The 24887-nt window shown below is 59.9% G+C and carries 26 protein-coding genes; 13 read left to right on the top strand and 13 right to left on the bottom strand.

Annotated features, from left to right (window positions below; genetic code table 11):
• Positions 1–22: 22 nt before the first annotated feature.
• The 3 genes from HU754_RS18270 to HU754_RS18260 form a co-directional block, all read right to left on the bottom strand.
• The gene (locus HU754_RS18270; RefSeq protein ID WP_093437124.1) at positions 23–352 is read right to left on the bottom strand and encodes a hypothetical protein; all 330 of its coding nucleotides are present in this window, start codon (positions 350–352) and stop codon (positions 23–25) included.
• A gap of 510 nt (positions 353–862) precedes the next feature.
• Positions 863–1366, bottom strand: a complete 504-nt coding sequence (locus HU754_RS18265) for a GNAT family N-acetyltransferase (protein WP_186623494.1) — start codon at positions 1364–1366, stop codon at positions 863–865.
• Between the two features lie 48 nt (positions 1367–1414).
• Positions 1415–3358 carry a DNA topoisomerase III gene (locus HU754_RS18260; RefSeq protein WP_186623496.1) on the bottom strand — a complete coding sequence of 648 codons (1944 nt, stop codon included), beginning with the start codon at positions 3356–3358 and terminating at the stop codon, positions 1415–1417.
• A 277-nt stretch (positions 3359–3635) separates the two neighbouring features.
• Between HU754_RS18260 and HU754_RS18255 the strand changes: the two genes are divergently transcribed.
• Positions 3636–5042: a serralysin family metalloprotease gene (locus HU754_RS18255; protein WP_186623497.1), complete on the top strand. Its 1407-nt coding sequence runs from the start codon at positions 3636–3638 to the stop codon at positions 5040–5042.
• 304 nt (positions 5043–5346) lie between these two features.
• The gene (locus tag HU754_RS18250) at positions 5347–5715 is read left to right on the top strand and encodes a DUF427 domain-containing protein (RefSeq protein WP_116255400.1); all 369 of its coding nucleotides are present in this window, start codon (positions 5347–5349) and stop codon (positions 5713–5715) included.
• Between the two features lie 54 nt (positions 5716–5769).
• Here HU754_RS18250 and HU754_RS18245 read toward each other — a convergent pair whose 3' ends face one another.
• Both HU754_RS18245 and HU754_RS18240 read right to left on the bottom strand, forming a co-directional pair.
• The gene (locus tag HU754_RS18245; RefSeq protein ID WP_016982967.1) at positions 5770–7392 is read right to left on the bottom strand and encodes an MFS transporter; all 1623 of its coding nucleotides are present in this window, start codon (positions 7390–7392) and stop codon (positions 5770–5772) included.
• A 139-nt stretch (positions 7393–7531) separates the two neighbouring features.
• Positions 7532–9184 carry a GMC family oxidoreductase gene (locus tag HU754_RS18240; RefSeq protein WP_186623498.1) on the bottom strand — a complete coding sequence of 551 codons (1653 nt, stop codon included), beginning with the start codon at positions 9182–9184 and terminating at the stop codon, positions 7532–7534.
• Between the two features lie 133 nt (positions 9185–9317).
• On the opposite strand from HU754_RS18240, the gene HU754_RS18235 reads away from it, so the two are divergent.
• From HU754_RS18235 to arsH, 4 genes are all read left to right on the top strand, one after another.
• Positions 9318–10217: a LysR family transcriptional regulator gene (locus tag HU754_RS18235; protein ID WP_099758677.1), complete on the top strand. Its 900-nt coding sequence runs from the start codon at positions 9318–9320 to the stop codon at positions 10215–10217.
• A gap of 173 nt (positions 10218–10390) precedes the next feature.
• On the top strand, positions 10391–10738 hold the full coding sequence (locus tag HU754_RS18230; RefSeq protein WP_116255403.1) for a metalloregulator ArsR/SmtB family transcription factor: 348 nt from the start codon (positions 10391–10393) through the stop codon (positions 10736–10738).
• A gap of 13 nt (positions 10739–10751) precedes the next feature.
• A complete protein-coding gene (locus tag HU754_RS18225; RefSeq protein ID WP_186623502.1) occupies positions 10752–11222 on the top strand; it encodes an arsenate reductase ArsC in 471 nt (156 codons plus the stop codon).
• 12 nt (positions 11223–11234) lie between these two features.
• On the top strand, positions 11235–11927 hold the full coding sequence (arsH, locus tag HU754_RS18220) for an arsenical resistance protein ArsH (protein WP_093437161.1): 693 nt from the start codon (positions 11235–11237) through the stop codon (positions 11925–11927).
• 94 nt (positions 11928–12021) lie between these two features.
• On the opposite strand, the gene HU754_RS18215 is transcribed toward arsH, so the two are convergent.
• The 8 genes from HU754_RS18215 to HU754_RS18180 form a co-directional block, all read right to left on the bottom strand.
• Positions 12022–12585 (bottom strand): GNAT family N-acetyltransferase, encoded by a 564-nt coding sequence (locus tag HU754_RS18215; RefSeq protein WP_186623504.1) that lies wholly within the window; start codon positions 12583–12585, stop codon positions 12022–12024.
• 157 nt (positions 12586–12742) lie between these two features.
• The gene (locus HU754_RS18210) at positions 12743–14158 is read right to left on the bottom strand and encodes an ATP-binding protein (RefSeq protein ID WP_186623506.1); all 1416 of its coding nucleotides are present in this window, start codon (positions 14156–14158) and stop codon (positions 12743–12745) included.
• A complete protein-coding gene (locus HU754_RS18205; protein WP_007910671.1) occupies positions 14155–14817 on the bottom strand; it encodes a response regulator in 663 nt (220 codons plus the stop codon). Before HU754_RS18205 ends, HU754_RS18210 begins: the two co-directional genes overlap by 4 nt.
• A gap of 11 nt (positions 14818–14828) precedes the next feature.
• Positions 14829–15473 (bottom strand): tetratricopeptide repeat protein, encoded by a 645-nt coding sequence (locus tag HU754_RS18200; RefSeq protein ID WP_186623507.1) that lies wholly within the window; start codon positions 15471–15473, stop codon positions 14829–14831.
• On the bottom strand, positions 15470–16279 hold the full coding sequence (locus HU754_RS18195) for an SDR family oxidoreductase (RefSeq protein ID WP_116255406.1): 810 nt from the start codon (positions 16277–16279) through the stop codon (positions 15470–15472). Before HU754_RS18195 ends, HU754_RS18200 begins: the two co-directional genes overlap by 4 nt.
• Positions 16266–16940 (bottom strand): iron-containing redox enzyme family protein, encoded by a 675-nt coding sequence (locus tag HU754_RS18190; RefSeq protein WP_186623509.1) that lies wholly within the window; start codon positions 16938–16940, stop codon positions 16266–16268. Before HU754_RS18190 ends, HU754_RS18195 begins: the two co-directional genes overlap by 14 nt.
• Positions 16937–18418: an AMP-binding protein gene (locus tag HU754_RS18185; protein WP_186623511.1), complete on the bottom strand. Its 1482-nt coding sequence runs from the start codon at positions 18416–18418 to the stop codon at positions 16937–16939. The genes HU754_RS18190 and HU754_RS18185 overlap by 4 nt, the downstream gene beginning before the upstream one ends.
• The gene (locus HU754_RS18180) at positions 18408–19085 is read right to left on the bottom strand and encodes a thermostable hemolysin (RefSeq protein WP_186623513.1); all 678 of its coding nucleotides are present in this window, start codon (positions 19083–19085) and stop codon (positions 18408–18410) included. Before HU754_RS18180 ends, HU754_RS18185 begins: the two co-directional genes overlap by 11 nt.
• Before the next feature lie 209 nt (positions 19086–19294).
• Between HU754_RS18180 and HU754_RS18175 the strand changes: the two genes are divergently transcribed.
• From HU754_RS18175 to HU754_RS18145, 7 genes are all read left to right on the top strand, one after another.
• The gene (locus HU754_RS18175) at positions 19295–19843 is read left to right on the top strand and encodes a cytochrome b (protein WP_093437191.1); all 549 of its coding nucleotides are present in this window, start codon (positions 19295–19297) and stop codon (positions 19841–19843) included.
• Between the two features lie 229 nt (positions 19844–20072).
• Entirely contained in the window at positions 20073–20285 is a 213-nt protein-coding gene (locus tag HU754_RS18170) for a DUF4287 domain-containing protein (RefSeq protein ID WP_186623515.1), read from the top strand.
• Positions 20286–20298: 13 nt separating this feature from the next.
• Positions 20299–20802, top strand: coding sequence for a GNAT family N-acetyltransferase (locus HU754_RS18165; RefSeq protein WP_186623517.1), 504 nt, complete (start codon positions 20299–20301; stop codon positions 20800–20802).
• Positions 20783–21601 carry a diaminopimelate epimerase gene (dapF, locus tag HU754_RS18160; RefSeq protein WP_186623519.1) on the top strand — a complete coding sequence of 273 codons (819 nt, stop codon included), beginning with the start codon at positions 20783–20785 and terminating at the stop codon, positions 21599–21601. The genes HU754_RS18165 and dapF overlap by 20 nt, the downstream gene beginning before the upstream one ends.
• A gap of 499 nt (positions 21602–22100) precedes the next feature.
• Positions 22101–22463, top strand: coding sequence for a DUF6124 family protein (locus HU754_RS18155; RefSeq protein ID WP_016982978.1), 363 nt, complete (start codon positions 22101–22103; stop codon positions 22461–22463).
• Between the two features lie 136 nt (positions 22464–22599).
• Positions 22600–24141 (top strand): phospholipase effector Tle1 domain-containing protein, encoded by a 1542-nt coding sequence (locus HU754_RS18150; protein WP_186623521.1) that lies wholly within the window; start codon positions 22600–22602, stop codon positions 24139–24141.
• A complete protein-coding gene (locus tag HU754_RS18145; protein WP_186623523.1) occupies positions 24141–24797 on the top strand; it encodes a DUF2931 family protein in 657 nt (218 codons plus the stop codon). Before HU754_RS18150 ends, HU754_RS18145 begins: the two co-directional genes overlap by 1 nt.
• Positions 24798–24887: the final 90 nt, after the last annotated feature.

Below are 24887 nucleotides of genomic sequence, written 5' to 3'. Positions count from 1 at the left end.
TTTCAATTACTTAATGACTAGCTCAGCAGAACCGATCAATCACCCGAACTTCATTCTTATTCTGCATCGAATCCCACGCCTGTTTCAGCGTTTGCAGAACATTTCCGATGAAGTCCTTGTCGGCCGCGGCTTTCTTGCCAACATAACCGTGGCCACGGCGGTACATCTTCAGGCGGGCCAGCAGGTTCTGATGGTTGCGGTCGAACTCGTCTTCGTCAGCATGGGTCGCCAGGCAGTCGATATGCACCTGACCTGACTTGCTGATCCAGAGAATATGGCTGTCATGGCTGTCTTTCTGCGCAGCGAACATACGAGCCAGTTCTTCGATAGTAGGTTGATTGTTCAGATTCATGATATTGCCCCTTGACCAGTCTGGTGATCTTTCAAAGTTGATTCGCTAATACAGGTAGCCCATCGGTTAGTTGATCCCTGGCACCGAAACCAGGACGTCAGCGCTCGCCCGTGTGAAGTACGGGGTCGTGCATCTGTTGCATGTAGTCGTGTTGAATAACTGCTACGCAATAGCGTCACAACGAGGAGAAGCAGCGAAAACCGGGAGGCTCCTTGACGACATTTACCGTGTCGACCACAAGCGTCTTGAGAATTTTCGCCAGCGCTTCTCGTCCTTGTACTGGACGTTCAGGCCAGGTCAGCTTCTTCAATCTGCCTTGTGGGCAGCGTGTATCCGGAAAAAACAACTCGGCGGTCAGACGAGTTTGCTCAAGCGTGTTACTGGTGTTCCCGATCGGGGAACGTCTTCATCATGCAAAAGCAAAACGATGCCGTCAACGGTTTTGTAGTGATTATTTTTGCTCACTACATATTGTCGGACAAAGCTGTTTTGGAATGAGAAAGAATCCGTTCAGGCAACGGAAAAAGGCGTTCGCAGCACGTAGAAGGTGCACGGATAGCCGTCCACTTCACGCTGCTGCAGGGTGAAGTGGCCGTCGCTCAATAAAGGAATCAGCCTGGCCCAGAAGCGCTGTGCCGGCAGGTTGGCGTCGATATGGAAAATCTGCCATTGACCGGGGATGCGGCTCAAGAGGGCAGAGACGACAAACTGCGCGACGCCTTGGCCACGAAAGCGTCGGGCGATGAAGAAATAGCCGATGTTGTGTTCGGCCCCGGCGATGTGGATTTCGTTATCGACGGTCACGAAGCCGGCGAGTTCGCCATTGACGCGAATCAGGAACGGTTGGGTGGCCGGGTGACGCCAATAGCCGTTTTTCGGCTGGATCGAGAAAAAGCCGTGCTCGGCGAGCTTCAGTGGCAGCCACTCGCTGAAGTCGTACATGTAGAACTGCATGAGGTTTTCGATGATGTCCAGCTCATCGCGCTGGGCGGGGTGCAGTTCGATATTGGCCATGCGCCGGGTTCCTGAAAGTGCTGAGCCTTGCAGAAACACTAGCGGGTTTTATTTGCCTGACGGTTTCGCTGTGCGTTTTGTCGTACCCGTGGTTTTGCTACGGGTCGATTTGCGTTTTTTCTTCCACGGGGCCGCCGCTTTGCCGGCTGGTGGCGGGCCGCTGATGGTCAGGCTGAGACTGGAACAGCGCGTCACCTGTTTGCTCATCCACGCCGCCTGTTTGGTGACGAACTCTTCCAGACTCATTTCGCCACTTTGCACCATGTCCAGCGCCTGCTCCCAGATGGCTGTGGTGCCGGGGTCGGCAATTGCGCGGGGCACCGCGTCGATCAGGCTGAACGCCGCCGGGGTAGCGGCGAGGGCTTTGCCGTTTTTCACCAGATAACCACGGTCAAGCAAGCCCTGAATGATCGAGGCGCGGGTCGCTTCAGTGCCGATCCCGGTGGTGTCCTTGAGCTTCTGTTTGAGCAGCGGATCTTCCACCAGTTTGGCAACGTTTTTCATCGCCTTGATCAGATCGCCTTCGGTGTAGGGTTTGGGCGGTTGCGTCCACAGATCCTTGAACTTGACGTCAGCCACCGCGCACTCAACGCCTTGCGTCAGTGCCGGCAAGGTTTGCGGTACCGGTGCTTCGCGGCCCTTGGCCGCTGCCAGCGCCTCGGGCAGTGCGCGTTTCCAGCCCGGTTCGATGATCTGCTTGCCGACCGCACGCAATGCTTCACCAGCGCAATCGAAATCGGCCTGGGTGCGATCGTATTCGTGATTGGGCAGGAACTGCGCCAGATAGCGCGCGCGGATCAGCGTGTAGACCGCGCGGTGTTTGCCGGTCAGGCGTTCAAGGTTCTTCGCTGCAGCGGTGGGAATGATGCCGTGGTGCGCGCTGACCTTGGCGTCGTTCCACGCGCGGGATTTGCGTTGCGGCTCCAGAAACCCGTTGAGCGCCTCAAGACCCGGATCGGCCTGCCGCAACGCGGCGAGAATCCCCGGCGCCTCGCTGTGCTGGCTCAGCGGCAAATAACCGCAATCACTGCGTGGATACGTGACGACTTTGTAGGTTTCGTAGAGAGCCTGGGCGATGTCGAGGGTTTCCTGCGCGCCGAGGCCGAGTTTCTTCGAGCAGACTTCCTGCAAGGTGCCGAGATCGAAGGGCAGGGGCGCCACCTCGCGCATGCGCTCGGTTTTCAGCTTGACCACCCGGGCACTGGCAGCGCTGCTGATCGCCGCAGCCGCTTGCTGGGCCAACGCCTGATTCAGGCAGCGATCCTGATCGTCACAGGCATCCGACGGCGCACGCCACTGCGCAGTAAACGGTATGCCGTTATGCAGCAGACCGACATCAATCGCCCAGAACGGCACTGGCACGAAATCGGCGATGCTGCGGTCGCGATCCACCACCAGGCGCAAGGTCGGCGTCTGCACCCGGCCTACCGGCAACACGCCTTGATAACCCGATTGCCGACCGAGCAGCGTAAACAGTCGACTCATGTTCATGCCAATCAGCCAATCCGCCCGCGAGCGGCCCAGCGCCGAGTGATACAGGCTGAAGGTTTCGGCCCCCGGCTTCAGTGCCGCCAAGGCTTTGCGGATCGAAGCTTCGTCCAGCGCCGACAGCCACAAACGCCGGATCGGCCCGCGATAGCGACAGTGCTCGACCAGTTCGCGGGCGATCATCTCGCCCTCACGGTCGGCGTCGGTGGCGATGATCAGCTCGCTGGCCTCGCCGAGCAGGCGTTTGACCGCTTTGTACTGGCTGGCGGTGCGCGGCTTGACGGTCATTTTCCACTTGTCCGGAATGATCGGCAGATCGGCCAGGACCCAGCGCTTGTAGCGGGCGTCATAGGCATCCGGCGGGGCGGTTTCGAGCAAGTGGCCGATGCACCAGGTTACCGTGACGTCTGTTCCCAGCCAGCAGCCGTCGCCCCGACGCCTGGCGCCGAGCACGGCCGCAATGTCTTTGGCCTGAGAAGGTTTTTCACAGAGGTACAACCGCATAACCACCCACGTCGATCAAGGTCCGCACAGGTGCACAGAATGGCCGGACTTGGCGTCAGCGGCAACTTTTATCTGTATGGATATACAGATAAAAAGCATTGCAGCACATGACGGGTAATACAGGGACGCAGCCCGGGCTATCGAGAAATTGATTAGCGCCCGGTTTGCGCCTGTGTCAGGTTTTTCGCCGATGCAAACACGCGAGTGACAGGACGATCTCGCCAGAAGATCGCCGTGGTCTGTCGACACTGACTACTCAGAAACAAGGAAGTCCACCATGGCTCAAGCCAAATCCAAAACCACCAGCGCTTTCGACCAGATCGATGCTTTCAGCCACTTGTATGACCGTGGCGTCGGGCTGGTCAACGGCAAACCCTCATTCACTGCCGATCAGGCCGCTGATGAAATCCTGCGCAAAGGCCTGTCGTGGGGCGACAAGAATGCTGATGGCAAGATCGACCTCAGCTACAGCTTTCTGACCGACAAACCGGCGAATTACAACGTCAAGCTGGGCAACTTCAGCGAGTTCAGCGCCCAGCAAAAAGCGCAGGCTGTGCTGGCCATGCAATCCTGGGCTGATGTCGCCAATGTCACCTTCACTGAAGGCAAGGGCGGCGATGGCCACATGACGTTCGGCAACTACGACGTCAGCACCGGTGGTGCGGCATTCGCTTACCTGCCCAGCGGCGGTGGCTATGACGGCCAGTCGTGGTACCTGATCAACGATCAATATCAGGTCAACAAGACCCCGGACACTAACAACTACGGGCGCCAGACCCTGACCCACGAGATCGGTCACACCCTCGGCCTGTCGCACCCTGGCGCCTACAACGCCGGCAACGGCAACCCGACCTACAACGACGCGAAATACGCCGAAGACACTCGCGGCTACAGCCTGATGAGCTACTGGAGCGAAGCCAACACCGATCAGAATTTCAGCAAAGACGGCAGCGGCGCGTACGCCTCGGCGCCGTTGCTCGACGATATTGTCGCGGTGCAAAAATTGTATGGAGCCAACTACGCTACCCGTGCCGATGACACCACGTACGGTTTCAATTCCAATGCCGAGCGCGATTTTTACAGCGCTACTTCGGCGTCCTCCAAAGTGGTGTTCTCGGTGTGGGACGGCGGCGGCAACGATACGCTGGACTTCTCCGGCTTCAGTCAGAACCAGAAGATCAACCTCAATGAAGGTTCGTTCTCCGATGTGGGTGGCTTGGTCGGCAACGTTTCCGTTGCTTACGGTGTGACCGTGGAGAATGCCATCGGCGGTTCAGGCAATGACCTGCTGATCGGCAACGCCGTTGGCAACGAACTGGTCGGCGGTGCCGGCAACGACATCCTCTACGGTGGTGGCGGTGCAGACACCTTGTGGGGCGGTGCAGGTGAGGATACTTTCGTGTTTGGTGCTGCCAGCGATTCGACCATGACCGCACCCGACTGGATCATGGATTTCACCAGCGGCCTGGACAAGATCGACTTGTCGGGGATCGCCGGTTTCGCCACGGGTGCGGCGTCGTTGAACTTTGTCAGCGGTTTCACTGGGCATGCGGGCGATGCGATTCTGACTTACTTCGCGCAGACCAATCAGACCAGCCTGATGGTTGACCTGACGGGGCAGGGGGCGGTGGACTTTGCTGTGGGTGTGGTTGGGCAGGCGGTGGCGGCTGATATCGTTGCTTGATGCCTGAAGAGCGGCCCTCACCCTAACCCTCCCGAAACGTCGGACCGCCCAGAGGTAGAGGGGACTGACCGAGTTGTCTGGCGAAATACATCGACCTGAAAAACCGAGTCGATTATGGATTCAAATCCAATCGTTCATGTCGGTGAATCTCGTCAATATCCCCCAATCGGTCCCCTCTCCCTCCGGGAGAGGGCTAGGGTGAGGGGCTTTTGATGTTGAGGGGCCGTTCGGCTGCAAACCCACCCCAACCAGAACCAATGAGCTATACCTGAACCGGTCTCTTCGCCGTATTCAGGAGAACCCCATGAAAAGCTCCGGCCCTAGTCCCGTCATTGCCCTCGAACAACTTCCCGGCTGCCTGATAGTTAAATTCCACGGCATTCAGGTCGCCGCCTCGTCCCACGTACTGATCCTCAACGAAGCCAACTACCCGCCGGTCTACTACATCCCCCGCGAAGACATCGACGAAAAGTACTTCGCCCGCACCGACCACACCAGTTATTGCCCTTACAAGGGCGACGCCAATTACTTCAGTCTGCAAGTGCCGGGGCATGAAGGGGCGAACGCGGTGTGGACTTATGAGAAGCCGAAAATCTCGGTCGGGCCGATCAAGGACTACGTGGCGTTTTATCCGGATCAGGTGAAGTTTGAGGTGATCAAGGCTGATGCCTGAGCAAAAAAACGGCGAGGGTCAAAGCCCTCGCCGATTGAGTTGCCTGGTTGAGTTTCAGTTCTTGTCGAGATCGATATTCTTCGTCTCACGCAAACAGATCATCCCCACCACCAGGCTCACCCCGGTAATCAACACCGGATACCACAGCCCATAAAAAATGTCCCCGGTGTACACCACCAGCGCAAACGACACCGTTGGCAGAAATCCACCAAACCAGCCGTTGCCAATGTGGTACGGCAGCGACATCGAGGTGTAGCGAATACGCGTCGGGAACAGTTCGACCATCAGCGCCGCGAGCGGGCCGTAGCACATGGCCGAGATGATGATCAGCGCCACGATCAGGGCGACGATCATCGGCTTGTTGATCTGCTGCAAATCGGCCTGTTGCGGGTAGCCGGCCAAGGTGATCGCGCCGCGCAGTGCGGCCTCGTCGAAGCCATCGAGTTTGACGTCGCCGACGCTCACTTGTACGGCGCTGCCAGCAGGCGCAGCGGCGCTGGAGTAGGGCAGGCCTTGCTTGACCAGGAAGGTTTTGACCTTGTCGCACGGGCTGTCGAATTTGGCTTTGCCCACCGGATCGAACTGGAAGGTGCAGGTCGCCGGATCCGCCAGCACGGTGATCGGTGCCTGACGGCTGGCCTGATCGATCGCCGGGTTGGCGTAGTGCGCGAGGGATTTGAAGATCGGGAAATACAGCGCTGTGGCCAGCAGCAAGCCGAGCATCAGCACCGGTTTACGGCCGACCTTGTCCGACAGCCAGCCGAAAAAGATGAAGAACGGCGCGCCGATGACCACGCTGATGATCAGCAAGGTGTTGGCCACCGCCGGGTCCATTTTCAGGAACTGGGTGAGGAAGAACAGTACGTAGAACTGCGCCGCGTAGAAGGTCACCGCTTGCCCGGCGTTGATGCTGAACAGGGCGATCAACACGACCTTGAGGTTTTCCCATTTGCCGAAGGATTCGCGGATCGGCGCTTTCGAGGTTTTGCCTTCCTCTTTCATTTTCAGATAGGCCGGGGACTCATGCAGACTCAGGCGGATCCAGGTGGAAATGCCCAGCAGCACGATCGACAGCAGGAAGGGAATCCGCCAGCCCCAGACTTCAAACTGATCGCCGGTGAAGTAGCGGCAACCGAGCACCACCAGCAGCGACAGCAACAGGCCGAGAGTGGCGGTGGACTGAATCCAGCTGGTGTGGAAACCGCGCTTGCCGATTGGCGCGTGTTCGGCAACGTAAGTTGCTGCGCCACCGTATTCACCGCCGAGCGCTAGACCCTGGAGCATGCGCAGTAGCACCAGAATGATCGGCGCGGCGATGCCGATGCTGGCGTAGGTCGGCAGCAGGCCGACGCAGAAGGTCGCCACGCCCATCAGAATGATCGTCGCCAGAAAGGTGTATTTGCGCCCGATCATGTCCCCCAACCGACCGAACACCAGCGCCCCGAACGGCCGCACGATAAAGCCGGCGGCGAAGGCCATCAGCGCAAAGATGAACGCCGTGGTGTCGTTGACCCCGGCGAAAAACTGTTTGCTGATCACCGCCGCGAGGGCGCCGTAGAGGAAAAAGTCATACCACTCGAACACCGTCCCCAGTGAGGAAGCGAAGATGACTTTGCGTGTATCCGGGCTGGTCTCCGCGCTGCGCACGGCGTCCAGCGGCTGAACGTGTTCTGACATATCGGTATCCCTCACAGTGATTGTTTTTGTTGTTCCACTGGTGTTGCGTGTCCGGGTGATGCCTTGAATCAAACGCGGTTCCTTGTAGGAGTGAGCCTGCTCGCGATGGCGGTGTATCAGCCAACACAGATGTCGAATGTTATTCCGTCATCGCGAGCAGGCTCACTCCTACAGGGGTTGTGTTCACAGCATTAGGGTTGAGGATCAGTTGAGCAGCCTTTTCCGCAATCATCAGCGTAGGCGAACACGTATTGCCCGAGGTGATGCGCGGCATGATCGAGGCATCAGCGATGCGCAAACCGGGCACACCGTGCACGCGCAGCTGCGCGTCGACCACCGCATCGCCGTCATTGCCCATGCGGCAGGTGCCAACCGGATGGAAAATCGTCGTGCCGATCTTCGCCGCCGCTTGCTGCAATTCTTCGTCACTTTGCAGGCTGGCGCCGGGCAGATATTCCACCGGTTTGAATGCGCGCAGGGCCGGGGCGCTGACGATGCGCCGGGTCAGGCGGATGGCATCTGCTGCCACGCGCAGGTCTTCGGGATGGCTTAGATAATTGGGTTGAATCAGCGGCGCCTCCTGCGGATCTGCCGAACGAATGTCGATGCGCCCACGACTCTGCGGACGCAGATCGCACACCGAAGCGGTAAACGCCGGGAAACTGTGCAACGGCTCGCCAAAACGCTCCAGGGACAGTGGCTGCACATGGTATTCAAGATTCGCCGAAGTCTGCTCCGGCCCCGAGCGCGCAAACGCGCCCAACTGACTCGGCGCCATCGACAGCGGCCCACTGCGGTCATACAGATAGCGCAGGCCCATGCCCATCTTGCCCCAGACGCTTCCGGCGATCTGGTTCAGCGTTCGCGCGTTTTCCAGTTTGTAGATCAGGCGCAGTTGCAGGTGATCCTGCAGGTTGCCGCCGACGCCCGGCAGCTCATGAATCACGCCGATGCCCAAGCGTTCGAGCAGCGGCCGCGGACCGATTCCGGAGCGTTGCAGAATGCTCGGCGATCCAACGGCACCGGCGCACAAGATGATCTCTTTGCGTGCCTTGAACTGTTTGATTTGACCTTCGTGACGCGCGCTGACTTTCGAGGCGCGACCGTCTTCGAGCAGCACCCGATCCACCTCAACCCCGGTCAGCACCGTCAGATTCGTCCGGTCACGCACCGGTTTCAAAAATGCCTTCGCCGCGTTCCAGCGCACCCCGGATTTCTGATTGACCTGGAAGTAGCCGCAACCCTCGTTGTCGCCCTGATTGAAGTCGTCGATGCTGGCGATGCCGCTTTGCTCAGCCGCACTGCGAAACGCATCCAGAATCGGCCACGACAGGCGCTGTTGTTCGACCCGCCATTCACCCTTGGCGCCGTGGAATTCAGCAGCACCGGCAAAGTGGTTTTCGCTCTGTTTGAACAGCGGTATCACGTCATTCCAGGCCCAGCCCGGATTGCCCTCGGCCGCCCAGCCATCGTAGTCGTTGGCCTGGCCGCGCATGTAGATCATGCCGTTGATGGAGGAACAACCGCCCAACACTTTGCCGCGCGGATAGCTCAGCGCGCGGCCGTTGAGGCCCGGTTGTTGTTCAGTCTTGAAGCACCAGTCGGTGCGCGGGTTACCGATGCAGAACAGGTAACCGACAGGAATGTGAATCCACGCATAGTTGTCGCGCCCGCCGGCTTCGAGCAACAGCACGCGCTGCTGCGGATCCGCCGACAGTCGATTGGCCAGCAAACACCCGGCAGGGCCGGCGCCGACCACGATGTAGTCGTATTCATCAAGGGAAGTCTGCATTCCCTGACCTCGCTTTTTGTTTTTATTGTCGGACACTCTAGTTGTTAGCTTTCGTTAAAAGAATGTTAGTTTTTGCGCAGCCGCTGTGCGTTTTTAAACAGCCTGCATTGACCATAGCCGACAAGGACACGCCATGTTCGACTGGAACGACCTGCGGTTTTTTCTCGAGCTGCAACGCAGCGGCCGCCTGCTCACCGCCGCCCGCCGTCTCAACACTACCCACGCCACTGTTGCCCGCCATATCGAAGCCATCGAAAAAAGCCTCGGCACCGCGCTGTTCGTCCAGCACGCCCAAGGCTACGAAATGACCCCGGCGGGGGAGGCGCTGCTTAAGCATGCTGAGGCGATGGAAAACGTGGCGTTGCTGGCGCAGGAAGAGATCACCCAATCCACTGCGCCACTGGGCAAGATTCGTGTCGGCGTCACCGAAGGGCTGGGCATCAAGTTTCTCGCCAGCCGCATGATCGGCTTGTTCGAGCGTTATCCGGGGCTGGAAGTGGAACTGGTCGCGGTGCCGCGCTTCGTCAGCATCCTCAACCGTGAGGCGGAAATCAGCATCCATCTGGAGCGCCCGGCGGCGGACATGCTGGTCACGCGCAAACTCACCGACTATCGACTCGCGTTGTACGCCAGCCAACGCTATCTCGATAAAGCCCCGCCACTGCAAAGCCGCGAAGACCTTGGGCGGCATGCGTGGATTGGTTATGTCGATGATTTGCTGTTCAGCCAGGAATTGATGTTTCTCAACAGCTTCTGCCGCAGCCCTCGGGTTGTGTTCCATAGCACCAGCGTTATTGCTCAGCAGGAAGCGGCGCGGTCGGGATTGGGCATTGCAGTGCTGCCTTGCTACATGGCCGAGTCGGATCCCGATCTGGTGCCGTTGCTGCCGGATGAAAGCATCGAGCGCAGCTACTGGATCAGCACCCGGCGCGAGTTGCACAAGTCGGTGCGGCTGCGAGTGGTCTGGGATTATGTGGTGGGGCTGTGTGAGGCGGAGCAGGGCTTGTTACGCGGACAGTCCCGCCAACCGTAGATCCTTTGTAGGAGTGAGCCTGCTCGCGATAGCGGTGTGCCAGTCGACATCTGACTCACAGACATACCGCTATCGCGAGCAGGCTCACTCCTACAGGGAGGGCGACAAATTCAAAGTTGATTTATATATGGATATCCGTATATTCGATTTTCCGTATGTATTGAGCCCGTCCCATGATCACCCCCACCGAAGTCTTCAAGAGCCTCGCCGACGAAACCCGCGTCCGCGCCATGCTGCTCATCGCCGATCAAGGTGAACTCTGCGTCTGCGAACTGATGTGCGCACTCGGCGACAGCCAGCCAAAAATCAGCCGCCACCTCGCGCAACTGCGCAGCAATGGTTTGCTGCTCGATCGCCGTCAGGGGCAATGGGTCTATTACCGCCTCAACCCTGATCTTCCTGCGTGGGTTCGCGAAATCCTGCAAGTGACGTCCAAAGCCAACGCCGATTGGCTCAAGGACAACGCCGCCCGCCTGCAGAACATGGACGGGCGTCCGGTTCGCGAAGCTGCCTGCTGCTGAGGAAAGAGAAAACATGCGAGTCCTGTTTATGTGCACGGCCAACAGCTGCCGCAGCATCCTGTCCGAAGCCATGTTCAATCATCTGGCGCGCCCCGGATTCGAGGCCGTGAGTTCCGGAAGTTTCCCCAAGGGCCAAGTGTTGCCGCGCAGCCTGTCGACGCTGCAACAGGCCGGCATTGCCATCGATGGCCTGTATAGCAAGGGCAATGACGCGTTCGAAGACAATCCGCCAGACATTGTCATCACCGTCTGCGACAAGGCCGCCGGTGAGAGCTGCCCGGTGTACTTCGGCCCCGCACTCAAAGCCCATTGGGGTCTGGCAGATCCCTCGGATGTGATTGGCGACGATGTCGCCGTGGACGCGGCGTTTGCTGCCACGCTGGCGATCATCGAACGGCGCTGCGCGACCTTTCTCGGCCTGCCATTTAAAGCACTCAGCCGCGCTGATCTCCAGCGTGAGCTGGATCGTATCGGCTCTCTCTGAGCTGGAGGACATATGTCAGAACACCTGCCCCATCTTGATCATTCGCTGTTCGAAGGAGCGTCCCCTTTGGGCGAACACAAACCGCGCATCCTGCTGCTCTACGGCTCGACCCGCGAACGCTCGTTCAGCCGTTTGCTGGTAGAAGAGGCCGCGCGCCTGCTCGAACACTTCGGTGCCGAAACGCGGATCTTCAATCCGTCCGGCCTGCCGCTGCCCGACGACGCTCCGGTCGACCATCCCAAGGTGCAGGAACTGCGCGAGCTGGTGCTGTGGTCGGAAGGTCAGGTCTGGTGTTCGCCAGAGCGGCACGGCGCGATGTCCGCCGTGTTCAAGGCGCAGATCGACTGGATCCCGCTGGAACTCGGCGCCGTGCGCCCGACTCAGGGTAAAACCCTGGCCGTAATGCAAGTCTGCGGTGGCTCGCAGTCGTTCAACGTGGTCAACCAGTTGCGTGTGTTGGGGCGCTGGATGCGCATGTTCACCATCCCCAACCAATCCTCGGTGCCGAAGGCCTACATGGAGTTCGACGACGCCGGGCGGATGAAGGCGTCGCCGTTCTACGATCGTGTGGTCGATGTGATGGAAGAACTGGTGAAGTTCACCGTGCTGCTGCGCGATCAACAGGCGCATCTGGTTGACCGTTATTCCGAGCGCAAGGAAAGCGCCGAGCAACTGATGGCACGGGTCAACCAGCGTTCGATCTGAGGCCGTCCCGCAACGAGGGTCTGCTGCGTTCACGTGCGGCAACGGCGGGCGCCTCGCTCCGCACCTTTGGCGGATACGGGGCGCAGGAATGGCGCTACAGACTCAGGCGATGAATGACCTGGTGGGCATCATCAGGATCGCTGTGGGTTTCAAAGCCCAGTGATCGGGCGAGGTCGCGCATGGCCGTGTTGCTGGCCGAATCCACCGAATACAGATGTTTGAAACCGTTGAGCCGGGCGGCTTTGATCAGGTGCTCCATCAGCAGCGTGGCCAGGCCCAGATGCATCCACTCATCGGCGACCGTCACCGCGCACTCGCAATCCTGTTCGCCCGTGGCGGCGTAGCGGCTGATACCGATCTCGATCAATTGACCATTTTCGTGAGCCAGTGCAATGAAGGCCGCGCGTTGCTTGCAGTCGACGTCCATCAACTGATCGAGCAACGCGGTGCCGGGCTCACCGATCTGCGCGAGAAAGCGCAGGTGTCGGGACTCGGGCGACAAGCGCTTGATGAACGCATATTCGCGTTGGCGATCCTCGGCGGCCAGGGCACGGATCAAGACGTGGCGGCCATCCCTGAGCGACTCGATCCAGTATTCACCGGGGTGCGCGGCATAGGCCGGCGCCGCGCGGTCATTGTGGTCTTTGACAGTGAGCATGAGATGAGCCTCCATCGGGGCTGAACGAGCAACGCGCAGGAGAGTGCGCTGAGTCTGTTCTACACCGATGTCAGCCCCGGAAGCTGATCTGGATCAGATTCCGACGCGCGGCCACTGTTTTTACCGGGTGATGGCGCTCCTGGCGTCGCAATCAGACTCAAATCTGCGGCGGCTCGCGGGTGCTGCGTTGCGCAGCCGAGCGCGGTTGCCCGTCGGGGATCGACAACGTTGCGCGCAGGCCACCTTCGGCACGATTGACCAGAGTGATTCGCCCGCTCAATCGCGTGGCGATGGTGTTGACGATGGTCAGCCCCAGCCCCGCGCCTTGGGCATTGCCGCGACTGTAGAAACGTTCGAACAAGCGCGCCCGGTCGGCTTCATCGATGCCCGGCCCCTGATCTTCAACGCTCAAGTGATAGAAACCCTCAGCCTGGCTGAGCAGCACGGTGATCACGCCGTGTTCCGGGGAGAAGTTCGCAGCATTGGTGATCAGGTTGTTCAGGGCAATGTCGATCGTGCCGGGGCTGGCCATGATGTTGAACGGCTGGGCGCTGTCTTCAAAGGCCAGTTCCAGGTGTTTGCTCAGCAACCATGGCGTCAATTGCACCAGGCTGTTGCGCACGGTTTCGCTGAGGTCGATGGGTTGCAGCGGCGGCGGGTTGGGTTTCGGTTCCAGGCGCGCCATGGTCAGCAACTGGTTGACCAGGCGACTGGTGCGGTCGACCCCGGCGATCAGAAACGCCAGGGATTCGCGGCGCTCCTGTTCGGTGCCAGCCTCCTGCAGGTTCTGCGCATGCACCCGCAACACCGCCAGCGGCGTGCGCATTTCGTGGGCGGCGTCGGCGATAAAGCGCCGCTCGCGGCCGAGCACTTCCTGGATCTGCGCGAGCATACGGTTGAGCGCCGCCTGCATCGGTTCCAGCTCACTGGGCAGCGGCGCCAATTGCAACGGTTCCAGCGAACCGCTGTGGCGGGCGCGCAGGGTCTCGGCCATGTTCGCCAAAGGTTTGAGGCCCCAGCCAATCGCCAGCCAGACCATCGCTGCCAGCAGCAGGCTGCCGACCACGTTCGGCCACAGCGTGTGACGGACGATGCGGTCGACCAAATCTGCGCGCACATCGTCGCGCTCACCGACCCAGATGCGCAGGTTGTTTTGCGTGTCTTCGAGGAGAAAGGCGCGCCAGTGCCGATTGTTCAGATCCACCACATCGCTGAAGCCGGGCTGCATTGGCGGCGTCTTGAAGGAAGGGGCGCTGGCGGTGTGCACCAACACATCACCGGCAGGATTCCACACCTGAAAGGCGATTTTGCGTTCATAAGGATGACCGTCGCCGCGCGGCACCGCTTCGCCCAGCGCCGAGTTGAACGCCTGGTACAGTTCGGCGTGCTGTTTGCTGGCCAGGGGCATGCGCATCACGCCTTGCAGCAGGCGCGCGTTCTGCGCCAATTGCGCGTCGTAGACCTCGGCGATTTCGTGATTGCTGTCGTGCAGGTTGAAGGTGCTGAGGACTGCGAGGCCGGCCAGCAACAGGCCGATAATCAGAGTCAGCGTGCGGCGGCGGATCGAGGTCATCGACGCTCCTCCACCAGATAACCCACACCACGGATGGTGCGGATCAGGTCGGTGGAAAACTTCTTGCGCAGATGGTGAATGTGCACTTCGAGGGTGTTGCTTTCGGCTTCTTCATTCCAGCCGTAGAGCAGTTGCATCAGTTGATCGCGGGTCATCACCCGGCCCGGTGGCGACAGCAGTTCGTGCAGCAACTGATATTCCTTGGGCGTCAGGGCCACAGGCTGGCCCTGATAGCTGACTTGCTGGGTGCCGGGGTTAAGGCTGATGCCGGCATGCTCGATCAACGCCTGGGCGCGCCCGGCACTGCGCCGCAACAAGGCGCGCAACCGTGCCTTGAGCTCGTCCAGGTCGAACGGTTTGATCAGGTAGTCGTCGGCCCCGGCGTCGAGCCCGGCGATGCGATCTTCGGTCGCGTCGCGGGCAGTCAGAATCAGCACCGGCAGATTCGAACCGCTGTCGCGCAGGCGGCGCAGCACTTGCAGGCCGTCCATGCGCGGCAGACCGAGATCGAGCACGGCGACATCGAAGGTTTCGCTGAGCAGCGCATGCAACGCGCTGCTGCCATCCTTGAGCCAGTCGACGGTGTAACCCTCGCGGCCCAGCGCCTGATGAATGCCTTCACCCAGCGCCACATCATCCTCAACCAGTAATAAACGCACGCGGACTCCTGTCAGTCGAGTTTCTTGTTCACGTCCACCAGCAGGGCGGCGATCTCTTTGCGACGTCCGGCATCGGCACTTTCCCGGCCCGGGCGCGGCGCCGCTTGCTGGGCTTTGAGCAGCGCGGCTTTGGCTTCAGCGTAGCGCTTCTGACGGTAGAGGTGATCGCCCCAGAAGTACAGACTGTCGATGCCGGTGGGGTTGAGTTGCAAGGCTTGCTTGAGCAGTTGCTCGGCCTTGTCGCTGTCGCCGAAACCGATGGGCCAGCCGGGCACGCGGTCATACAGCGCGGCGAGGCTGGTGTAGGCCGAACCTTGCAGGGCTTTGGGATCGAGGGTCAGGGATTTCTCCAGATCGGCTTTGGCGTCCTTGGCTTTGCCCAAGGCACTGAGACCGCCCTCGGCACCGGCCCAACTGCTGGTGACGATGCCTTTCCAGATCCACGCTTCGGCCACCGCCGGGCGCTGCGTGGTGAACGCGTTGGTTTCGCTGGCCAATTGCTCGAACGCGGCGGCGCGCTGTTTTTCCGCCACTTCATATTGGATGTGCGCCCAACTCTGCTGGATGCCCTCCAGGCGTTTCTGGTCGGCCGGTTCCAGCGCCCAGACGCTTTGACTCAGGGCAGCGAGCAACAGGCATGCGGATAGTTTTTTCATGGCTTTGGCGACTCGTTGTCAGGTTTTTCACTGAGGCGGCGGATCAGCGGCAACTGCTTGCGCAGGCCTCGATCCACCAGATGCGGCAGCAGATTGTTCAGGCGGACGAAGAAGCGTTCCGGCCAGCCCAGGTAGAGATCGCGACGATCACCGGCAATCGCATGGATCACCGCCGAGGCCACGGTTTGCGGATCGTCGACGTTGGCCTTTAGCGCATCGTTCAACGCTTGCGCGGCGGCGCTGTTCATCGAGGTGCGCGTGGCGCGGGGCGCGACGTACAGCACGCTGACGCGGGTGTCGGCGAGCTCCCGGCGCAGCGCCTCGGAAAACCCGCGCAAAGCGAATTTGGTCGCGCAATAACTGGCGTAACCCGGGTAGCCGATCGAGCCATAGGTCGAACCGACGTTGACCACCATCGCGCTGTCGGCCTGCTTGAGCAGCGGCAACAGCAGTTTGGTCAGGCACATCGGCGCACTGATGTTTACCGCCAGCATCGCATTGATGTCGCTGTCATCCAGCTGTTCGAGCATGGCGAAGTGATTGACCCCGGCGGCGTTGATCAGCAGGTTGATGCCGCCGATGGCTTCGGCGGCGACCAGCACTTTGCGCCGATCACTGAGGAAGGTCAGGTCAGCCGCGACCCAGCACAACGACTCGGGGTAGCGCTTGAGCAGCGGCGCCAGTGCCTCTTGATGCCGCGCCACCGCCAGCACGTGGGCACCGGCAGCGCACAAGGTTTCGGCGATGGCCAGGCCGATGCCGCCACTGGCACCGGTCAACACCACCCGCGCCTCACGCAGCTGCATATTGAGCCTCCGCATCACGCGGCAAGCCACGGAACATGTCGGTGTACAGGCGATAGACGACCTTCGAGGCATGGATCACGGCGGCTTGATCGGCAGGGTCTTCCAGCTGATTCATCAGGCGCCGATAGGTTTGCATGTGCTCGATATCGAGCGAACCGTGGGAACTCAAGTAACTGAACGCCGTTTCCGGCAACGCCAGACGCTCGCGAATGCTGCCCGCCGCGTGGGTGGCCAGGGCGATGCTGGTGCCTTCGAGCACGTTGACCATGCCGAACAGACCGACCGGATTGCCCCGAGAGATCAGGTCGTAAAGGAAGCTGACCATCAGCTCGATCGACAACGACGGCTGACCGTCGCGCACCGCATCACGATCACCGCCACACGCGGCGATGTCGTTGAGCACCCAGTGCTCGTGGCCGTATTCGTCTTCGATGTACTCGGCCACCGCTTTGCGCAGCCATTCCAGACGCGTCGGCAGCCGCGCGCCGCAGGCCATCATCAGCGGCACGGTGTGGCGCACGTGGTAATACGCTTGCGCGAGAAACGCCCGATAGCTTTCGAGGCTGACCTTGCCTTGCAGGGCATCGACGATGATCGGCAGGTTGAACAGTTCGTGGCGTTCCTGTTGCGTGGCTTCTTGCAGGGTGTCGAAAAAACTCATGATGCGGACTCCTCGGAAACAGCGGATTCGGTCAACTGGCTGTGGTACTGCGCGACGATGGCGTCGCGGCGCGGGCGGCCATTGGCGGTGAGCAAGCCATTGGCGGCGGTGAAGGGTTGCGACAGGCGCATCCACTGATGCACCTGGGCGTAATCGGGCAAAGCCTCGTTGGCTTCGGCGACGGCAGCGGCCAGTTCGGCATCGGTACAGTCCGGGCGATGCGGCCAGAGCAGGGCGTGATTGCGCGGCAAGGCCTCGCCGTAAACGAACGCCTGGGCAATGTGGCGACGCTGGGTCAGCTCGGACTCGACCCATTCCGGGTTGACGTTGCGCCCGAAACTGGTGACGAACTGGTGCTTCTTGCGGCCCTTGAGATAGAGAAAACCTTCCGGGTCGAACTCGCCCAGATCGCCGCTCGGCCACCACTCATCGGCGTACGGCGCGTCACCCAGATAACCGAGCAATGTGGAACCCTTGATCAGCACCTCGCCGTCCTCGGCCAGGCGCACTTCAACATGTGGCAGCGGTCGGCCGACGCTGCCGGGGCGGCGTGCGCCGGGGCGATTGAGGCACACCACCGAGGCGCATTCGGACAGGCCGTAGCCTTCGTAAACTGGCAGCCCGACCCGTTGCGCACGGTGCAGCAGATCCTCAGACACTCGCGCACCGCCGACAGCGGCAAAGCGCAGGGTTTGCGGGTCGAAGGCTTTTTGTTCGGCGGCGCTGACCAGCAACAACAGCAACTGCGGCACCAGGATCAGACTCTCCGGCGCACGGCTGGCGAGATAACCGAGCAGGCGCGGAATCTCGACGCCGCTGGCGCCCTGAATGCCGAGGGTTTTCTGGCTCGGCAAACTCAACATGGCGCCGGCATACAGCGCGGCGTAACAGCCGAGGTTCTCCAGCAGAATCGCCAACGGCAACAGCGCCAGATGATGCTGCGGGCCGGTCGCTTCGCTGGCCTGATCCAGCTCCCGCGCCACCCGCAGCAGGCTGTCGGCGCTCAGGCATACACCTTTCGGCGTGCCGGTGGTGCCGGAAGTGAAGGTGAGTTTCGCGGTGCCGGCCGGCATGCGATTCGGGCCACTGAACGAACGGCACCAGAACTCGCCACGTTGTTCATAACCAGCCGCGAGCAGTTCGGCACCCAGCTCCGGCTCGGCGATCACCCGTTCGGCCTGGCTCTGTTGCAGACAATGAGCGCGTTGCGCCGCACTGAAAAACGGCGGCAGCGTCACGCAGGTCAGGCCTTCGAACAGCACGGCCAGATCCCACAGCAGCGCGTCGACGCCGTTGTCCAACGCCAGCGCAATCACCTGCGCTTGCTCATCGCGCAGGCGCTCCTGGCGATAGAGCACCTCGGCGTACAGCGTGGCGTAATCGAGTTTCAACGTGTCGCCCCACAGAGCGGTCGCGTTGTCATTGCGCCGGGCATGGTCGCGCAGGGTTTCCTGGAAGCGTTGCAGTTCAAGCGACATGACAGGCTCCTTCAATCGAACTCGGCAAACCCAGGCGGGTAAACAGGCCGATATTGCGCAAATGGATGAACCCGGCGCGGATATTGCCGACGTGCACCCAAGGTTTACTTTCGTAATAACTGCCCCAGTGTTGACGCTCGTCACCCAATCGTTCCGGGTCAGCGGCGCACAATGTCACTGGCTTCAAACCTAAACGATGGAAACTGTTGACCAGGCCGATGTTGCCGGTGAACGTCACCCATTCCAGACCGCCCATGGCCAGCAGGTAGGTGATGGCGATGATGCTCAGGCGCGCACTGCCGGTGTCGTTGGCGGCGAGGTTGCCGACTTCGACAATGGCGCTGCGCTCGACCGGGCGATCTGCCGCCGCGCTGATCAACGGCTCGATCGGCTCATCCAGATAGCGCTCGAGAAACAGTGGCTCGAGATGCGCGCGACGCACCCCGGCCACGGCGCACAACTCGCCGTCGCCGTTGTGCATGCCGAACAGCTCGGGCATGAAATGACGGATGTCGGCGCCATGGGCCTTGCGAAAACGTTGCTGGATAAAGGCTTCGAACGGCTCTCGCAGGGCATCGTCGGGCAGGGCACCGGTCAACGTCATCTGCGGCGTTTCGGCTTGACCGAAGCGCAGGGGAAGGGGGATGTTCCAGTCAAATTCGGGCATGGGCAGAACGCCTCCCTCAATAGGTTTGAGGCGAGTATCGGAGGCATTTCTTAACGAAGTCTGAAGGTGAAAAAAGGTTAACCTGACGCTCTGTCTTCAGACTCTCTTAAGACTGGGCGGGCAGGGTAACGCCGTCGGTTCGCCCGGCAACCGGATCGAGACGGTCGAACGAATCGACTGTCATTCACGACAATCACGAGGCGCAGCTTATGACCCGCGACATCGCCGTAACCCGTTATGGAAAACTCTCAATCACCCTGCACTGGCTAATGCTGGCGCTGTTCGTTGGCGTCTACGCATGCGTCGAAATCAAGGGCTACATGCCCAAGGGCAGCGAAGCGCGCGGCTTGCTGATGGGCTTCCACGGCCTGTTCGGCGCGAGCATCTTCGCCCTCGTGTGGATCCGCCTGCTCGGCCGCCTCAGCCCACGCCCGCCGATCACCCCAAAACCACCGGCGTGGCAGACCGGCATCTCGCACCTGATGCACCTGGCGCTTTATGGGCTGATGATCGCCACGCCGATCCTCGCCTGGCTGATGCTCGCTGCCGCCGACAAACCGTTCCCGTACTTTGGCTTCCACGTCCCCGCGCCGGTGGCCATCGACCCGGACTTCGCCAAGCAACTGAAGTACTGGCATGAACTGATTGGCAGCGCGGGTTACTGGCTGATCGGTCTGCACGCGCTGGCGGGGTTGTTTCATCATTATTGGGTGCGGGATAACACCCTGGTGCGGATGCTGCCGGGCCGCACCGAATAACCCTGATCCACTACAACCCCTGTGGGAGCGAGCCTGCTCGCGAAAGCGATGTGTCAGCCTATGATGATGTCGGCTGACACGGCCCCTTCGCGAGCAGGCTCGCTCCCACAGTTTTTTGTGGTGTCTGGCAGAGCGGGCAGTTGCCGGAACCGCACTTCGCGTCCACTCTATGCCGTGCCGACAAGGAGCGTCCGCCGACCCTCCGTCGTGACCACAGGGAGCTTGCAGCATGAGCGAAGACAACAAAGTAAAAGGCCCGGCGTCGTACTTCCCCTCCATCGAGAAAAAATACGGCCAGCCCATCGATCACTGGCTGAGCCTGCTCGCCGACATCAGCGACAAGAAACACATGGAACTGGTGGCGTGGCTCAAGGACGAACACGGCATGGGCCACGGTCATGCCAACGCATTGGTTGCGCATCATCTGGCGAGTAAAAAGTGAGGGCAGGGCAGCGATGAATTTCTCCCACCGGCCAGTGACGGCCGACGACGTCAACACCCTCTGCAGCTTTCCCCAGGGCGAACAAGAACTGTTCTTCATGTTCCCGAAAGCCAACTTCCCGCTCACGGAAGAACAGATGCACAGCGCAATCAGCCAACGCTTCGACTCCACGGCTTTTCTGGCCAACGGCGAGTTCGTTGGCTTCGCCAATTTCTACCGCGCTGAGCACGACGGCATCTGCTGCATCGGCAACGTCATCGTCGCGCCCTACGCTCGAGGCCAGGGTGTGGCGCGGTACATCGTCGAAACCATGACCGCGCTGGGTTTCGCAAAATACCAGGCCAAGGAAGTGCAACTGTCCTGCTTCAACGAAAACACCGCAGGCCTGCTGCTCTACCCGAAACTTGGCTTCGTGCCGTTCTCCATCGAAGAGCGCCCGGCGCCGGGTGGCAAACGTTCAGCGCTGATCAACATGACGCGCAGCAGAGACGCAGCGAATGCCACTCACCTTCCATAAGATGCACGCCAACGGCGATGACTTCGTCGTGATCGACTCACGCAACATCAGCAACCCCGTCACCAGCCAACTCGCCCGGCGCCTGGGCGATCGTCATCGCGGCATCGGTTTCAACCAACTCGCCGTGGTCCTCGATTGCGCAGACGCCGATGCGCGCGTGGAATTCTGGAACGCCGACGGCTCAGCGCTTGACGTGTGCGGCAGCGCCACCCGTGGCGTGGCGGACAGGTTGATGCGCGAAGCCAGCCGGACATCGATCACCCTGCGCACAAACCGTGGCTTGCTCACCTGCGAACGCATGCCCAGCGGATTGATCGCCGTCGACATGGGCGAACCGTTGTTCGACTGGCAAGACATCCCTCTGGCGCAAGAACACGACACGCTATTTCTACCGCTCGGCGGCGCTCCAATCGCGTGCAACATGGGCAATCCGCACTGCACGTATTTCGTCGATGACCTCAGATCCATCGATATCGCCGCCCTCGGCCCGAGCCTCGAAACCCATCCGTTATTTCCGCAAAAAACCAACGTCCACTTCGTGCAAATCATCGACCGCCAACACATCCGCCTGCGCATCTGGGAGCGCAACGGCGCCATCCCGCTCGGCTCCGGCTCATGCTCATGTGGCGCAGCGGTCAACGGCATCCGCCGAGGCCTGCTCGACCACACCGTCAACGTCGAATGCGACGGGGGCCCCGTCACCGTTCACTGGAACGGCACCGGCCCCGTCACCCTGAGCGGCCCGGTAGAGTCGAGCTTCACCGGCACAATCCCCGACAGCCAACTCGACCTCAAGTGAACAAAATCCCCCTGTAGGAGTGAGCCTGCTCGCGATGACGCCAGCCCAGTCACCGCAAATCCCAAACCCACCACAAATCCCCTGTGGGAGCGAGCCTGCTCGCGAAGACGCCCACACAGTCACCCCCATCAACCACTGACCGAAATAAACAGTAAAACCACCACTGTTTAAACGAAGCCTCAAGTAACCACCGAAACCCTACAACGCCTTGCGCCGTTACCTACGACTAAGCCAGAATCCGCCGGCTTGTGCGTCTAGGTCGCGGGTTCTATCGTCTGTCGGTCGCTGAAAAACAGTGATCGGGTTTGGTAGCCCGCCATAACTAGTCGCATCGCGAACCGTTCGCAGACCTCATCAGGTCTCTGCTCAATGGTGGCCATGCGCAGGACACCTTCGGGTGTGCCGGGTCCTAGTTACCGGTCTACCAACCCGCGTATGGCCGCCACCTTCGTTTGGTAGCGAATGTGAAGGCTCCTTTTTATTAACTAGGAGTTTCACCATGATCAAACCAACACCGAACCCACCCGAAACCGACCCAACATCCCCCTACGAATCCCCCGATTCCAAACGCTTCCACGAAGCCGCCGAACGCGCCCTCGACCACTACCTCAAACCCGCCAGCCAAATCATGGCCAGCACCCAACAACCCGAACGCATGTACCTCGCCAACCCGAAGTACAACAGCGAATCCCTGCTCGCCAACGCCAGCGAAACCCTCGGCTCCGCCAGCGAAATGCTCCTCAACTTCGCCGCCATGCTCGACACCCCGCACCGCAAAACCGCACTGGGCATCGCCCAAGTCGTGATGCTCGGCGAAATCGCCGTCAACCAAGCGCTGGATAACGTCGAAATCGCCAGCTAACCCCCACCCCGACGAGGGGAAGCCCTCGTCGAGCCCCGCTGTCACACCCTGGCTGGCACACGGCCACGGCTTGCGCCCCCCAGCCACGGCTGTCACCCTTCGGGCCGTTCTCAAGGATCAGAACCAGGAAACATGGATGAGTGGCTACGTACCCAACCCCCCGAAAAATTTTCGTTACGAAGAAGCCAAACCTGTCGATATTCACGCCCAGCGTTGGGCGGAATATGAGAAGCACGGGAAAGAACCTGCGCGCGAACCTGAGAAAATCGGGATTGCGCTGAGGATTGGGGTTTTCTTTGATGGCACTGGGAATAATGCGAATAACACGGCGGCTGGATTGCTGTGTGGGGCGCAGCATCCGATTGCGCCTCAGGATATTCCTGCAAGTTGTCAGCCTTACATGAGCGATCCGGATAGCAGTTACGGCAACGATGTCAGCAATGTGAAAAGGCTGAGCGACTTGTATGACGCCGTACCTGACGCAGTGGGAGAGGGGCTGCTGAAGCGAACCTCCCGCGTCGTTTATATCGAGGGCATTGGCACCCGTTCTGGAGAAGAAGACAGTAAGTTCGGCTCTGGCACCGGACGCGGTGAAACAGGTGTTGCTGGTCGAGTCGAGTCCTCATTTCCAGTCATTCAACAAGCTATCAGTCGAGTCTTGATCGATAACCCCGGCAGTGAAATCGCTTCATTGACGTTCGACACGTTTGGCTTCAGTCGCGGCGCCGCAGCGGCTCGACATTTTGCCAATGAGATCGTCCGCACCAGTCGTGGCCCGCTTGGCACCGTGCTCAGAAACCTGCCCAGAGCCTTCAGCCCTAAATTTAACGACCAGTATAAAAGTGACATCAACATGGGGTTTATCGGCTTGTTCGATACCGTCCCATCGATTGCTGGTTGGTCAAATCTTGGCAACATCAAAAGTGCTGTAGCTACCGGCGTCAAACTCTATCTTGATCGTCGTTTTTTTACCGATGTCGTGCAGTTGTCTGCCCGTGATGAATGCCGCGCCAACTTCGCACTCAGTCGCGTCAAAGCGGATCACTTGGAGATAACCTTGCCGGGTGTGCATTCGGATATCGGCGGAGGCTATCTGGAAGAGGCGCAGGAATGTGTGCTTGTAAGTCCCATGCAAACACTGATCGTGCCTTTGAATACTGATATCAAGACGACCTCGATTTACCGTGATGCCGTCAATGCCAAGGCCCAATGGTTAGCCAAAGGCTGGCCTAAGGAAATGCTTGAAATCGTAACGCCCGACGCATTGCTGATGCCGAACGGCCCGCAAGATCGACTCAGTCCCAATGTGAAGCGTGTGTATGCCGCTCTGCAGCTTAAACGCCCGGTGAGTGGCATGTTGTCCAGGGTCTATCTTCGAGTGATGCACCGCTTGGCAAAAGAAAAGGGCGCTCGCTTCAACGACATTCCAGATACACCTGATCTGGCCGTTCCTGAAGAGTTGCAATCCCTGTGCGATAGATTTTTGGCGGGGGACTACAGCGTTACACCGCAAGAAGATGAATTGCTGAAATTGAAGTACATTCACACCTCCGCCAATTGGAACCATCCGCTTGGCCGAAAAGACGGCAGTGGAATCAACGCGGTTTACATCAACGCCCCCACGGAAGACTCAATCCGCGTGCAACATCCTCATGTACCTGACTGGACGCTTTGGTAATGAAAGTTCTTGTGACCCTGCTGTGCACACTATTCATGACTGCCTGCCAATCTGCTGATCCGCTGTCGGCCAAAAATGATCCCAAATCCGAATCATGGGAACTTGCGTTCACCGAGCCCTATTACATGAAGGTGTGGGTTGAGGATAGTGCTGTAGAAGACATCAACGGCAAGCTATTCAAGCGCACAGGATCAGGAACAGCCGCAGGCGGGGAGCCTGAAGACGGTAAAGAATCCGCTCGGGGCTGGCATGCATTAGGTGGTGCAGCAAAAGCAGTGATTGGTGCTGATCTTCCGAAGCGCATTTACGTGCGCTGGCAATCAATTGTCGAGCCACAGACATATCAGGTTTGGGTTGATGTGCCCGAAGAGGCGAGGAACTTGATGGTGCAGTCGGTCAATCAGCGATGTCCTGAAGCTCCGGAACAGCAGGCCAGCTACAGCGCTTCTATCTATTTGGGTCTGGCTCCAAGAGGCGTTGTGCAGGTTTTTGTCAGAGACTCTTGCCACCGTCCAGTCAAGGTGGCCAGAGCTCAGGCGGAGATCGATCCGCTGGGGCCCAGTCAGGGGAAGAATCAAGGGCGCTACGCATATCCCATCAGCGAAAAGTCCAAACGTTACATCGAAAAGTACGGCATTCCGTACGGGAGTTGGTGAGTAGCGTTCTTTTGACCTACAACCTCGCCTTTAATGAAGCGCTTCACGAGGCTGTTCCCTTACCCTATCTGAGTGTCGCATTGCGTTTGG

This window comes from Pseudomonas zeae, from assembly GCF_014268485.2.
GTDB lineage: Bacteria > Pseudomonadota > Gammaproteobacteria > Pseudomonadales > Pseudomonadaceae > Aquipseudomonas > Aquipseudomonas neuropathica.
The sequence above is the reverse complement of the archived record's forward strand: the minus strand, read 5'-3'. Positions and strand labels throughout refer to the sequence as shown.